This window comes from Aeromonas sp. FDAARGOS 1404, from assembly GCF_019047085.1.
Taxonomy (GTDB): domain Bacteria; phylum Pseudomonadota; class Gammaproteobacteria; order Enterobacterales; family Aeromonadaceae; genus Aeromonas; species Aeromonas veronii.
On the sequence record NZ_CP077237.1, the window covers coordinates 2,073,465 to 2,086,800 of the forward strand.

Consider the following 13,336-nt stretch of genomic DNA (forward strand, 5'->3'; position numbering starts at 1 on the left):
GGCAGCGAGCATGGCAGGAAGGGCGTGGCTTGCGGGGCCGCGGGAGCGCCCCTTGGCTATCAGGTGACTATTTCGGCAGATGTAGTAATATTACGCTAGTTTCATTTCCCGCATTTTTTCCAATCCGAGAGGACATAGTCTTATGTCAACAGCTAAGAAACCTTTGGTTCTGGTCATCATGGACGGTTGGGGCTACAGCACCAAGCAAGAGCACAACGCCGTCGCCGCCGCCAAGACTCCCAACCTCGATCGTCTGGCCCGTGACTACACCAGCACCCTGATCTCCGGCTCCGGTCTGGACGTCGGTCTGCCGGATGGCCAGATGGGCAACTCCGAAGTGGGCCACGTCAACATCGGTGCCGGTCGCATCGTCTATCAGGAGCTGACCCGCATCTCCAAAGACATCCAGGACGGCGAATTCTTCCAGAACGTCGAGCTGGCCAAGGCTGTTGACGCTGCCGTGACCAACGGCAAAGCCGTTCACATCATGGGCCTGATGTCCCCGGGTGGCGTACACAGCCACGAAGAGCACATCATGGGCATGATCGAAATGGCTGCCAAGCGTGGCGCCGAGAAGATCTACCTGCACGCCTTCCTGGATGGCCGCGACGTTCCGCCGCGCTCCGCCCAGTCCTCCATCGAGCTGTTCGATGCCCTGTTCGCCAAGCTGGGCAAGAAGGGTCGTTTCGCTTCCATGATCGGCCGTTACTTCGCCATGGACCGTGACAACCGCTGGGATCGCGTGCAGCAAGCCTATGACCTGATGACCCAGGGCAAGGGCGAGTTCACCGCCGAGAGCGCCACCGAAGCGCTGGCTGCCGCTTATGCCCGCGATGAGAACGACGAGTTCGTCAAAGCCACCCGCATCGGCGAAGCTGCCCCGATGGAAGATGGCGATGCGCTGATTTTCATGAACTTCCGTGCCGACCGTGCCCGTGAAATCACCCGCGCCTTCGTTGACACCGACTTCACCGGCTTCGCCCGTGCAGTCGAGCCGAAACTGAACTTCGTGATGCTGACCGAATACGCGGCCGACATCAAAACTGCCTGTGCCTACCCGCCGACCGCTCTGGCCAACACCCTGGGTGAGTGGCTGGCCAAGCAGGGCAAGACCCAGCTGCGCATCTCCGAAACCGAGAAGTATGCTCACGTCACCTTCTTCTTCAACGGTGGCGAAGAGTCCTGCTTCACTGGCGAAGATCGCGAGATTGTAGCCAGCCCGAAAGTGGCGACCTATGACCTGCAGCCGGAAATGAGCTCCGAAGAGCTGACCGACAAGCTGGTTGCGGCCATCAAGAGCGGCAAGTACGACGTCATCATCTGTAACTACCCGAATGGCGACATGGTTGGTCACACCGGTGTGTTCGATGCCGCAGTCAAAGCCTGTGAAGCCGTTGACCACTGCATCGGTCGCGTCACTGACGCCCTGGCCGAAGTGGGTGGCGAGTGCCTGATCACTGCCGACCACGGCAACGCCGAGAAGATGCTGGACGAAGAGACTGGTCAGGCCCACACCGCCCACACCAATCTGCCGGTTCCGCTCATCTATTTCGGTCGCAAAGCCGAGGTAGTTGAAGGTGGCAAACTGTCCGATCTGGCCCCCACCATGCTGACCCTGATGGGTCTGCCGGTGCCGCCGGAAATGACTGGCAAGCCCCTGATGATTCTGAAATAATCCTTCCCCATGCGGGGATGCGAAGTTATTTCACAGAAAACCAGTCGCGTCGGCCTGTTGGCCGGCGCGCTGTTTTTTTGCCTGTCGTTTGGCGCCAGCAAACCGGCTTTGGCCGCCAATCAGCAGCTGGGGACCATGCAGTCCCAGATCAAGGAACAACAGCAGACCATCAAGCTCAGCAAGCAGGAGCTTGCCAAGCTCAATACCCAGCTCAAGGCTGACGAGCAGGCCATCTCGGCCGCCGCCGCCAAACTCAACCAGACCAGGCAGCAGTTGAAGCAGAACCAGCAGACGCTGGCGACCCTGCAAAAAGACAAGCTGGGGCTGGAAGTTCAAGCCAAACATCAAAAGCAGTTGCTGGCCAAGCAGGCGGAGAGCGCCTTTCAGGCGGGCAACCACGACTACCTGAAACTGCTGCTCAATCAGCAGGATCCGGCCAAACTGAGCCGCTCCCTCGACTACTACGACTACCTCAACAAGGCCCGCATCGAGGCCATCGACGCCCTGCGCGTCACCCGCGACAAGCTGGCGAAAAACCAGCAGGCAACCAAAGAGACCGAGACCAGACTGCAAACCCTGCTTGCCGAACAGCAAGAGCATCACCAGACCCTGCTGGCCAGCCAGCAGAGCCGGGCCAAGGTGCGCAACCAGTTGCAGCAGTCGGTACAGGATGACGAGCAGAAGCTCACCAAGCTGGTCAAGGCGGAGAAAGCGCTGAAAGCGCGGCTGGAAGAGCTGCGTCGCAAGCGTGAAGAGCAGGAGCGCCGTGAACGGGCCGAGCGGGAACGGCTGGCCAAGCTGAAAGCGGAGCAGGAGCGTCAGCGCAAGCTGGCCGAACAGCGCCGCGCCGAGCAACAACGACTCGCCGCCCAGCAGAATAAAACCGTCAAACCGGCAGAACCTGCCGAAGAGGTGCCCAGCAGCAAACCGGAGCGCGGCTCTGGCATCAGCAGTGCCGGTCACTACAGCGGTCTCAAGACCAATGGCAGCCTGCGCTGGCCGGTACAGGGGCCGATCCTCATCTCCTACGGTTCGCCGCGCACCGCCCAGCTCAAGTGGAAAGGCACCCTGATCGGCGCCAGCGAAGGAACCCAGGTCAAGGCGGTTGCACCGGGACAAGTGGTCTACGCCGACTGGCTCGACGGCTTCGGTATGCTGCTGGTGATCGATCACGGTAAGGGTTATATGAGCCTCTACGGTCATAATCAGTCGCTGCTGCGTCAGGTCGGCCAGAATGTGGAACAGGGTGAACCGGTGGCGCTGGTCGGTGACAGTGGCGGTCAGGACAGACCTGGCCTCTACTTCGAAATTCGCTATCAGGGCGAGGCGATCAACCCGACCAAATGGCTGGCCAAGGGTTGAGTCAACCCGACCGACAAACGCGTCACACGCTCACTAGCAAAAGCCTGCCTCACGCAGGCTTTTGTTGTTTCAGGAGCGCCCTCCCTACTGTCGGTCCCATTTGATGAAAAATTACCTAATTTTTCGCTCGGCTCAGGGGAAGACAACCAGACCGATCTGCTCCAGCAAGGTCTGCTGCTGATCCTCGTTGATCTGCACCCCTTGCAGATCGACCCGGCGCAGATCCAGCCCCGGCAGATCGCACTGGCGCAGATCGCAGCCCTGCAGCTTGAAGCTGGTCCAGTCAATCTGGCCAAACTCGGAGCCGCTGAGATCGGAACCCACCAGCGAGGCACCAAACAGGTTGGCCCCCTGCCAACGGTTGCCGGTCAGCTCGCACTTCTCCAGCAGGCAGCCCTCGAAGCTGGCGTAGCTGAAGTTGTTGCCGGTCAGATGGGCCTCGCAGAAGTAGCTTTTCGCGGTGATCTGGTTGGCGAAGCTGGCATGGCTGAAGTTGATGCCGACCGCCTGACAGTCGCGCATCTCCAGCCCCAGACACTGGCTGCGGCTGCAATCGGCCATGGTGAGATCGCAGCGCAGGAAGCTGGCCTCGCGCAGCTCGCAACCCTGCAACAGGCAGCCCCGTTCACTCTCCCGATCGTAGAAGCTGCAGTCAATGAAGCGGCTATCGCTCAAATCCAGCCAGGAGAAGTTGCATCCGATAAAGCGGCACTCCGAGAACTGCTCCCCCTCCACATCCTGTTGCTCGAACCGGACATCCACGAACTGCTTGCCTCTGATCATCGGAAAACTCCTGCAAAAACGGCTTCATATGCTGACTTTATCCGCCAAAAACGGTAATGTTACATGTAACATCCACGCTGGACACCCCTATGAGCTCCACCCGCAAGCGCCGCCCCACCCTGCAAGATATCGCCGACCAGACCGGCGTGACCAAGATGACTGTCAGCCGCTATCTGCGCGACCCGCAGACCGTAGCGGAGGGGACCCGCGAGCGGATCGCGGCTGTGGTGGAAGAGCTGGGTTATATCCCCAACCGGGCGCCGGATATTCTCTCCAACGCGACCAGCAAGGCGATCGGCATTCTGATCCCCTCCCTCTCCAACCAGGTCTTCTCGGCGGTGATCCACGGCATCGAGTCGGTGACCCGACCGGCTGGCTACCAGACCCTGCTGGCCCACTACGGCTACAGCCCGGAGCGAGAAGAGGAGCAGGTCGCATCCCTGCTCTCCTATCACGTGGATGGGCTGATCCTCTCCGACAGCCAGCACACCGAGCGCACCCGCAAGATGATCGCCACCGCTGGCATTCCGGTGGTGGAGACCATGGATCTGCCGCAAACCCCCATCGACATGGTGGTCGGTATGGACCATAGAGCCGCGGCCCGGGCCATGGTAACAGAGATGCTGCACCGGGGCCGACGCAAGGTGGTCTATCTGGGAGCGCGGCTCGACGTGCGTACCCAGCTGCGGATGGAGGGTTACTATCAGGCGATGACCGACTTCGGCCTCACCGGCCAGCATCTGCTGACCGAACAATCCTCCAGCTTCACTCTGGGGGGCGAGCTGCTGGATCAGGCGCTGGTGCGCTATCCCGACCTCGACGGCCTGTTCTGCACCAACGATGACCTGGCGGTGGGTGCTCTGCTGCAGTGTCAAGCCAAGTGGATCCCGGTGCCCCAGCAGATCGCCATCGCCGGTTGCAACGCTCTCGACATCGGCCACGCCATGACCCCCAAACTGGCCAGTATCGCCACCCCGCGGGAAGCGATCGGTCGGGAGGCGGCCACCATGCTGCTGGCTCGTCTCAGCGGCCAATCCCAACCCGACACCCGCAAGGATATCGGCTTCTCCCTCTATGTCGGGGAGAGTCTGGGGTAATCCCTTCCCTCACCCACTTAAGTCACGCTGATAGCAAACAGGCCACCCGAGGGTGGCCTGTTTGGTTTTCGGCACAACTGATGCTTAGCGTTTTACCAGCTCAACCGCTTCGCGGGAGAGGCGGGTCACCTCTTCCCAGTTGCCGCTCTTGACCGCATCGGCCGGCAGCATCCAGGAGCCGCCGACGGTGGCCACGCACTTGAGTGCCAGATAGTCGGCCACGTTTTTCGGGCCGATACCGCCGGTCGGGCAGAACTTCACCTGGGGCAGCGGCGCGGCAATGGCGGAGAGCGCCTTGGTGCCGCCGTTCGCTTCGGCCGGGAAAAACTTCAGATGGTCATAGCCCGCTTCCAGCGCCTGCATCACTTCAGACGGAGTTGCCACACCCGGGATCAGCGGTGCAGTGCTCTTGGCCGCGTGGGCCAGCAGTGCCGGGGTCATGCCTGGGGAGATGACGAAGCGGGCACCGGCAGCAACGGCGGCGTCAAACTGCTCGCAGTTGAGCACGGTACCGGCACCAACCATGGCATCCGGCATCGCCTTGGCAATGAGGGCGATGGCATCGAGCGCCACCGGGGTGCGCAGGGTGATTTCGAAGACAGAGATGCCGCCGTCGAGCAGCGCCTTGGCCATCGGCAGGGCCTGATCCAGCTCGTTGATAACCATCACGGGTACCAGCGGGGAGGCGGCAAACACCTCGGCCGGGGTCACTTTCCAGTTCTGCATAGCTCTTCCTTAGTCAAAGATGGTAGCGCCACACTCGGCGCTCGATACCGCGCGACGCATCACGCTGAACAGTTCACGGCCCCACCCCTCTTGTTCCAGAGTGAGGTCAATCTCGGCCTGGGTACGGCCACTCAAATCGGTCAGGCAGTCGAGGCTGCCGTTTACCGCGTCAACCCGTAGCAGATCGCCGTCAGCAAGCAGGCCAATGGCCCCGCCGTGCAGCGCTTCCGGGGTGACGTGGATGGCGGCCGGGATCTTGCCGGAGGCGCCGGAGAGACGGCCATCGGTGACCAGCGCCACCTTGTAACCCGCCTTCTGCAGGTTGCCGAGCACCGGCATCAGCTTGTGCAGCTCCGGCATGCCGTTGGCGGCCGGACCATTGTGGCGCACCACGATAACGGCATCCTGATTGAGATCGCCCGCCTTGTAGGCCGCTTCCACCGCATGCTGGGAGGAGAAGACCCGCGCTGGCGCTTCGATAACCCGATACTCGGGAGCCACGGCGGAGACCTTGACCACGGCGCGGCCCAGATTGCCCGCCAGCAGCTTGGTGCCGCCAGTGGCCTGGAATACGCTTCCGGAAGGTGACAACACGCTCGCATCGCCGCTCTCGCCCACCGGCTGCCATACCAGCTGGCCATCGACCAGTGCCGGACGACTGAGGTAATCCTGCATCTCGCCAAAGACCGGAGTAGCGTCCATGTGGATCAGCCCCTCTTGCGCCAGACGGCGCATCAGGCCGGGCACGCCGCCTGCCTGTTCGAAGGCGTTTACGTCGGCCGGGCCGTTCGGGTACATGCGAACCAGCAGCGGCACCACGTCGGAGAGATCGCTGATGTCATCCCAGGTCAGCACCAGACCGGCGGCGCGGGCCAGCGCCACCATGTGGATACTGTGGTTGGTGCTGCCGCCGGAGGCGAGCAGGGCCACCAGACCGTTGACCAGCGAGCGCTCGTCCAGCACCTCGCTCAGCGGGCGATAGGCCGGGGAACCCGGGATCATGGCGCTGATGCGGCGGGCCGCTTCGGCGGTCAGGGCGCGGCGCAGCTCGCTATGCGGGTGCACAAAGGCGGAGCCCGGCAGCATCAGGCCCATGGCCTCGAACACCAGCTGGTTGGTGTTGGCGGTGCCGTAGAAGGTGCAGGTGCCCGCCGCATGGTAGGCGCCGCACTCCATCTCCAGCAGAGCATCACGGCCCACTTCACCGGCGGCGTACTTCTGGCGCACCTTCACCTTCTCGTCATTGCTGATGCCGCTCGCCATCGGGCCAGCAGGAACAAATGCAGTCGGCAGGTGAGCGTGGGAGAGGGCCCCCATGATCTGACCCGGAGCGATCTTGTCGCAGATACCGAGCAGCAGGGTGGCGTCGAAGGTATTGTGAGAAAGAGAGAGCGCGGTCGCCTGGGCGATCAGGTCGCGGGAGAAGAGGGACATGTCCATCCCCGGCTGACCCTGGGTCACGCCATCGCACATGGCGGGCACGCCGCCGGCGACCTGGGCGCTGTGGCCCAGCTCGGCCAGTACCGCCTTGATCTGATCCGGATAGCCCTGATAGGGCTGGTGTGCGCTCAACATATCGTTGTAGGCGGTGACGATGCCGACGTTGGCGCGGGTCATATCGAGAATGCGACCCTTCTCGTCACTGCTGCAGGCGGCCACGGCGTGGGCCAGGTTGCCGCAGGCCAGCGCGGCGCGGGTCTTGCCCTGCTCTGCCTGACGCCGGATGCGGGCCAGAAATGCCTGACGACGGGCGACACTGCGCTCGCGGATGCGGGCGGTGACGTCGGAAATTACCTGATGAATCATTGGGCTTGCTCCAATGCTGTGACGGCGCGGTCAACCACCTGTTCGAAGGTGCCGTCTATATCAATGTGGAATACACCGGCTTCGCCATCCGGGCGCTCCAGCGTATCGAACTGACTTTGTACCATGCTTTCACGCATGAAATGGCCCTTGCGGGCACGCATCCGCTCGAGGATCAGCGGCTGGCTGCCATCGAGGAAGATGAAGCTGACCGACTCGTTGCCTTCGCGGATCTGGTCGCGGTACTTCTTTTTGAGGGCGGAACAGACAATGATGCCGGTCTCGTTCTTCTGCTCGAGACTGTAGGCGGCGTCGCGGATCCGCTCCAGCCAGGGGGCGCGATCCTCATCGTTGAGGGGGTTGCCGCCAGCCATCTTCTGGATGTTGGCCTTGGGGTGGAGATCATCACCATCGATGAACTTGGCGCCCAGCGCTTCTGCCACTTTGAGGCCCACGCTGGATTTACCGCTGCCACATACACCCATCACGATAATGCACTTACCCGCCATAATTTGACCTCTGTCCCACTTTTCAAAAAACCAGCTGTTGATGGGTTCTAATCTAGCACGTTACCGGTAACATGTTACCGGTAACGATTAAAAATGTGAAGTCTGCCACAGACTGAGCAAACCCATAGTCACCTGGGCATATGATGTTGAGCCCTTGCCATAAATCTAAATAAATCATAAAGATATGGTTTGTCGACGGATCGACAGGGTGTCACTACCGAACTTGGATTAAGGAACGCATAACAATGTCTGACCTCTCCCTGATCATGACGGCCGCCGGCTCGATCGTGCTGCTGCTCTTCCTGGTGATGAAGGCTCGTCTGCACGCCGTCGTCTCCCTCATTCTGGTCTCCATGGTGGCCGGTCTTGCCGCCGGCATGAACCCGGCCGACATCGCCGCCACCATCCAGAAAGGGATGGGCGGCACCCTCGGCTTCGTTGCCGTGGTGGTGGCACTGGGTGCCATGTTCGGCAAGGTGATGGAAGTGACCGGTGCCCTCGACCGGGTGGCTCACACCCTGCTCGGCAAGTTCGGCGTCAAGCGCGCCAACTGGGCCATGGCTCTGACCGGCTTTGTCTGTGCCCTGCCGCTCTTCTTTGACGTGGCCGTGGTGCTGCTGATCGGCGTCGCCTTCGCCATCGTCCGTCGTGGCGGCGGCAGCGTGGTGAAGATCGGTATCGCCCTGCTGGCCGGTATCGCCACTTGCCAGGCCTTCCTTATCCCGGCGCCGGGCCCGATCCTGGTCGCTTCCCAGCTGGGTGCCGACTTCGGCTACATGATCCTGTTCGGCCTGATCGCCGCCGTACCGGCGCTGATCCTGGCTGGCCCGCTGTTCGGTGACTTCATCAGCAAGATCGTCGATGTGCCGCTGCCCGCCGATGCCCAGAACAGCGTTCACGATGACAGCAAATCCCTGCCCTCCTTCGGGCTGGCCATGGGCCTCATCGGCCTGCCGCTGCTGATGATCGGCCTCAAGACCATCGTCGGCCGCTTTGTCGAGGCGGGCTCTACCCTGCACAACTGGCTGGAGTTCATCGGTCACCCCTTCACCGCCATCATGGTCGCCTGTCTGGCCGCATTCTATCTGCTGGGTATTCGCCGCGGCATGTCCCGTGACGAGGTGATGAGCGTCTGCAACAGCGCCATCCAGCCGGCGGGCGTCATCATTCTGGTTACCGGTGCCGGTGGCGTCTTCAAGCAGGTGCTGGTTGATTCCGGCGTGGGTGCCGCCCTTGGCAACATGCTGGCCGACTCCGGTCTGCCCATCGTCGCACTGGCCTTCATTCTGGCCGCCGCGGTACGGGTGATTCAGGGCTCTGCCACCGTCGCCATGCTGACCGCCTGTGGTCTGGTGCTGCCGATGCTGGAGCCGCTCGGCCTGAACGGTGCCCAGCTGGCTGCCGTCACCATCGCCATCGGCGGCGGTGCCATCGTGCTCTCCCACGTCAACGACTCCGGTTTCTGGCTGGCCAACCGCTACCTCGGCCTCTCCGAGAAGCAGACCCTGCAGACCTGGACCGTGATGGAGACCATCATCGGCACCACCGGCGGCGTGATGGCGATGATCATTTACAGCTTCCTCTGATCACTGCCGATACGCACAAAAAAGGCCTCACTTGTGAGGCCTTTTTCATCTTTCTGACGATTCTTTCTTTGGCTGAGAGGGCGAGATTGCTAGAATCGCCTATTCATCGCTCCGAGTGGAACGCTTAACCCCGTGATTTCAGGTCTCTCTATGCATTCATCGGCCCATTATCGACAACTGCTGACACGCCTGCCCCAGATCGCCGTCGCGGCAGACCAGTTTGAAGTGCTCTACAGCGCCAAGGATTTCAAGCGCCGCATTCTTGCACTCATTGCCAGTGCCACCCGGCGCATCTATCTGGTCGCGCTCTATCTGCAGGATGACGACGCGGGTCGCGAGATCCTCACCGCCCTCTACGAGGCCAAGCAGCGCAACCCGGCTCTCGACGTCAAGGTGTTCGTCGACTTCCACCGTGCCCAGCGCGGCCTGATCGGCAAGGGCAAGCAGGGTGGCAACCACCTGATGTATCAGGAGATGGCTGCCCGCTACGAGCACAAGATCGAAATCTACGGCGTACCGGTGAAGGGGCGTGAGCTGCTCGGCGTGCTGCACCTCAAGGGCTTCATCTTCGATGATGCGGTGCTCTACTCCGGTGCCAGCCTCAACGACATCTACCTGCACCAGCAGGATCGCTACCGTTTCGACCGCTATCACCAGATCATCAGTCCGGAGCTGGCCCGCAGCATGGTCAACTACGTGGATGACCTGTTCGTGAAGAGCGACGCCGTGCAGCGGCTGGATTGCAGCGACGTGCCCAGCGCCAAACAGCTGAAGGGACCGATCCGCCGCTTCAAGCTGAGTCTGCGTCAGGGGCAGTACCGCTTCGCCACCATGCCGGTCAACACCCAGGAGGTGGCCATCACCCCGATGGCGGGTCTGGGCAAACGCAACAACCAGCTCAACCAGATGATCCGCAATCTGGTGCGCTCCACCGAGCGGGAGATCTTCATCTGTACCCCTTACTTCAACCCGCCCAAGGAGTTGAGCAAGGATATCGAGGATCTGCTGCAGCGCGGCTGCAAGGTAACGATCGTGGTGGGCGACAAGACCGCCAACGACTTCTTCATCCCGCCGGAGGAGAAGTTCTCCACCATCGGCGGCCTGCCCTATCTCTACGAGACCAACCTGCGCAAGTTTGCCGAACGCAACCAGCATCACATCGATGATGGTCGTCTCAACCTGATGCTCTGGTGTTGCGAGCGCAACTCCTACCATCTCAAGGGGATCTTCGTGGATGACGAGTGGGCCCTGCTCACCGGCAACAACCTCAACCCGCGCGCCTGGGCGCTGGATCTGGAGAACGGCCTGCTGGTGCACGATCGTCGCCACCACCTGCGTCCCCAGTTCACTGCCGAGCGGGAGAACATTCTGGCCAACACCAAGCGGATCAGCCACTTCGATCAGGTAGAGCAGATCCACGACTACCCGGAACAGGTGCGCAAGCTGCTGGGACGGATCCACCGGGTCAAGGCTCATCTGCTGCTCAAGCGGATCATCTGACCCCGGGGCGCGCAGCGCCCACCCAGCCCAACGGCAATCAGACCAAGGCCTCCCGTTTTCGGCAGGCCTTTGTTATATCCGCCATCTCCCCCGCTTTGGCGACCCAGCCAGCAGCAACTCGGCTTGCATCGTCCCCTCAACAACCCCTATCATCTGGACATATTTACAGTGTTTTCGGGCATCTAATTGATGAAATTGGATAAAATTCCTCTCGATAGCCTCAAGGGTGTCGGCAGCAAGATGCAGGAGAAGCTCGAGCGGCTGGGACTGGCCACGGTACAGGACCTGCTGTTCCATCTCCCCCTGCGCTACGAGGACCGCACCCAGGTGTGGCCCATCGGCGATCTGCCGCCCGGCCTGCACGGCGCCGTCGAGGGGGAGATCCAGGACACTCAGCTGGTGATGGGGCGCCGTCGCATGCTGGTCTGCCGTATCAGCGACGGCACCGGCACCCTCACCCTGCGCTTCTTCAACTTCACCGCCGCCCAGAAGAACAGTCTGGCGACAGGCCGGCTGATGCGCTGCTTTGGCGAGGTGCGCCCCGGCAAATACGGGCTGGAGATGGCCCACCCCGAGTACAAGCTGCTCGGCGAGGAGCAGGCCGGCCAGACCGAAGAGGCGCTCACCCCCGTCTACCCGACCACTGAAGGACTGCGCCAGCTCACCCTGCGCAACCTCACCGATCAGGCGCTGGCCCAGCTCGACCTCTATGGCGTGGAGGAGCTGCTGCCCGCCGGCCTCTATCCCCACCAGATTGAGTTGGCCGCCGCTCTGAAGCTGCTGCACCGTCCGCCCCCCTCGGTGGCGCTGCCGTTGCTGGAAAGCGGCCAACATCCGGCCCAGCAGCGACTGGTGCTGGAGGAGCTGCTGGCTCACAACCTCTCGGTCTTGAAGGTGCGTGCTCAGGCACAAACCCAGCTGGCCCGCGCCCTCAAACCGGCTCCCGAGCTGGTTGAACAGCTGCTCGGCGCCCTGCCGTTCAAGCCCACCGGCGCCCAGAGCCGGGTGGTGGCCGAGATAAGCAAGGATCTGCAACAGAGTCACCCCATGATGCGGCTGGTGCAGGGTGACGTAGGCTCCGGCAAGACCCTGGTCGCAGCGCTGGCCGCCCTACAGGCCATCGGCAACGGCTGTCAGGTGGGCTTGATGGCGCCGACCGAGCTGCTGGCGGAACAGCACGCCATCAACTTCGCCAAATGGCTGGAGCCGCTCGGCATCGGAGTCGGCTGGCTGGCGGGCAAGCAGAAAGGCAAGGCGCGGGAGGAGGCGCTGGCCGCCATCGCCGATGGCAGCGTCAAGATGGTGGTGGGCACCCACGCCATCTTTCAGGAGCAGGTGGTGTTCCAGCGTCTGGCGCTGGTCATCATCGATGAACAGCACAGATTCGGGGTGCATCAGCGCCTCGCCCTGCGCGAGAAAGGGGAACGGGAGGGGGTACATCCCCATCAGCTCATCATGACCGCCACCCCGATCCCCCGCACCCTGGCGATGACCGCCTATGCCGACCTCGACACCTCGGTCATCGACGAACTGCCGCCGGGCCGAACCCCCATCACCACGGTAGCGCTGCCCGACAGCCGTCGCGGCGATGTGATCGAGCGGGTCAAACTCGCCTGCACCGAGGGCAAGCAGGCCTACTGGGTCTGCACCCTGATCGAGGAGTCGGAGGTGCTGGAATGTCAGGCTGCCGAGGATACCGCCGCCGAGCTGCAAAACCTGCTGCCCGGCCTGCATATCGGGCTGGTACACGGCCGGATGCGGCCGGTCGAGAAACAGCGGGTGATGGAGGAGTTCAAGGCAGGCATACTGCAACTGCTGGTCGCCACCACCGTCATCGAGGTGGGGGTGGATGTGCCCAACGCCAGCCTGATGATCATCGAGAACCCGGAACGGCTCGGGCTGGCGCAGTTGCACCAGCTGCGCGGTCGGGTCGGACGCGGGGCGGTAGCCTCGCACTGCGTGCTGCTCTATCATGCCCCCTTGTCCAAAACGGCCCAGAGCCGGCTCGGGGTGCTGCGTGAGACCAACGACGGCTTCCTCATCGCCCAGCGCGATCTGGAACTGCGCGGCCCGGGGGAACTGCTCGGCACCCGCCAGACCGGTCTGGCCGATCTCAAGATCGCCGATCTGGTGCGGGATCAACCGCTTATTCCGCAGGTACAGAAGATGGCGCGCTTCCTTATGGATAGGCATCCGAGTCATGTCGAACCCTTGATACGGCGCTGGCTTGGCTTGCGGGATCACTATTCCAATGCCTGACCTGCGGAATCACGCTGCCAACGCCTGATCACTCAA

General features: G+C 62.2%; 10 protein-coding genes. 6 read left to right on the forward strand and 4 right to left on the reverse strand.

The window, feature by feature from the left end:
- Positions 1 to 142 precede the first annotated feature (142 nt).
- Together gpmM and envC are read left to right on the forward strand one after the other, a co-directional pair.
- Positions 143 to 1,675 carry a 2,3-bisphosphoglycerate-independent phosphoglycerate mutase gene (gene gpmM / locus I6L34_RS09715; RefSeq protein ID WP_216956687.1) on the forward strand — a complete coding sequence of 511 codons (1,533 nt, stop codon included), beginning with the start codon at positions 143 to 145 and terminating at the stop codon, positions 1,673 to 1,675.
- 9 nt (positions 1,676 to 1,684) lie between these two features.
- Positions 1,685 to 3,037 carry a murein hydrolase activator EnvC gene (gene envC / locus I6L34_RS09720; protein ID WP_075116220.1) on the forward strand — a complete coding sequence of 451 codons (1,353 nt, stop codon included), beginning with the start codon at positions 1,685 to 1,687 and terminating at the stop codon, positions 3,035 to 3,037.
- Between the two features lie 132 nt (positions 3,038 to 3,169).
- Here envC and I6L34_RS09725 read toward each other — a convergent pair whose 3' ends face one another.
- Complete coding sequence (locus tag I6L34_RS09725; RefSeq protein ID WP_047436515.1) at positions 3,170 to 3,820, reverse strand: Qnr family pentapeptide repeat protein; 651 nt, start codon at positions 3,818 to 3,820, stop codon at positions 3,170 to 3,172.
- Between the two features lie 89 nt (positions 3,821 to 3,909).
- On the opposite strand from I6L34_RS09725, the gene I6L34_RS09730 reads away from it, so the two are divergent.
- On the forward strand, positions 3,910 to 4,917 hold the full coding sequence (locus I6L34_RS09730; RefSeq protein ID WP_075116219.1) for a substrate-binding domain-containing protein: 1,008 nt from the start codon (positions 3,910 to 3,912) through the stop codon (positions 4,915 to 4,917).
- Between the two features lie 84 nt (positions 4,918 to 5,001).
- On the opposite strand, the gene I6L34_RS09735 is transcribed toward I6L34_RS09730, so the two are convergent.
- The 3 genes from I6L34_RS09735 to I6L34_RS09745 are packed head-to-tail and all read right to left on the reverse strand — an operon-like array spanning position 5,002 to position 7,955.
- The gene (locus I6L34_RS09735; protein WP_005342660.1) at positions 5,002 to 5,643 is read right to left on the reverse strand and encodes a bifunctional 4-hydroxy-2-oxoglutarate aldolase/2-dehydro-3-deoxy-phosphogluconate aldolase; all 642 of its coding nucleotides are present in this window, start codon (positions 5,641 to 5,643) and stop codon (positions 5,002 to 5,004) included.
- Positions 5,644 to 5,652: 9 nt separating this feature from the next.
- Positions 5,653 to 7,449, reverse strand: a complete 1,797-nt coding sequence (gene edd, locus I6L34_RS09740) for a phosphogluconate dehydratase (RefSeq protein ID WP_075116218.1) — start codon at positions 7,447 to 7,449, stop codon at positions 5,653 to 5,655.
- Positions 7,446 to 7,955: a gluconokinase gene (locus I6L34_RS09745; RefSeq protein WP_005340649.1), complete on the reverse strand. Its 510-nt coding sequence runs from the start codon at positions 7,953 to 7,955 to the stop codon at positions 7,446 to 7,448. The genes edd and I6L34_RS09745 overlap by 4 nt, the downstream gene beginning before the upstream one ends.
- A 245-nt stretch (positions 7,956 to 8,200) precedes the next feature.
- On the opposite strand from I6L34_RS09745, the gene gntU reads away from it, so the two are divergent.
- From gntU to recG, 3 genes are all read left to right on the forward strand, one after another.
- Positions 8,201 to 9,541 (forward strand): gluconate transporter, encoded by a 1,341-nt coding sequence (gntU, locus tag I6L34_RS09750; protein ID WP_019445052.1) that lies wholly within the window; start codon positions 8,201 to 8,203, stop codon positions 9,539 to 9,541.
- 150 nt (positions 9,542 to 9,691) lie between these two features.
- Positions 9,692 to 11,041 carry a CDP-diacylglycerol--serine O-phosphatidyltransferase gene (gene pssA, locus I6L34_RS09755; protein ID WP_216956689.1) on the forward strand — a complete coding sequence of 450 codons (1,350 nt, stop codon included), beginning with the start codon at positions 9,692 to 9,694 and terminating at the stop codon, positions 11,039 to 11,041.
- Positions 11,042 to 11,230: 189 nt separating this feature from the next.
- Positions 11,231 to 13,300 (forward strand): ATP-dependent DNA helicase RecG, encoded by a 2,070-nt coding sequence (gene recG, locus I6L34_RS09760; protein ID WP_216956691.1) that lies wholly within the window; start codon positions 11,231 to 11,233, stop codon positions 13,298 to 13,300.
- The last annotated feature ends 36 nt before the right edge of the window (positions 13,301 to 13,336 follow it).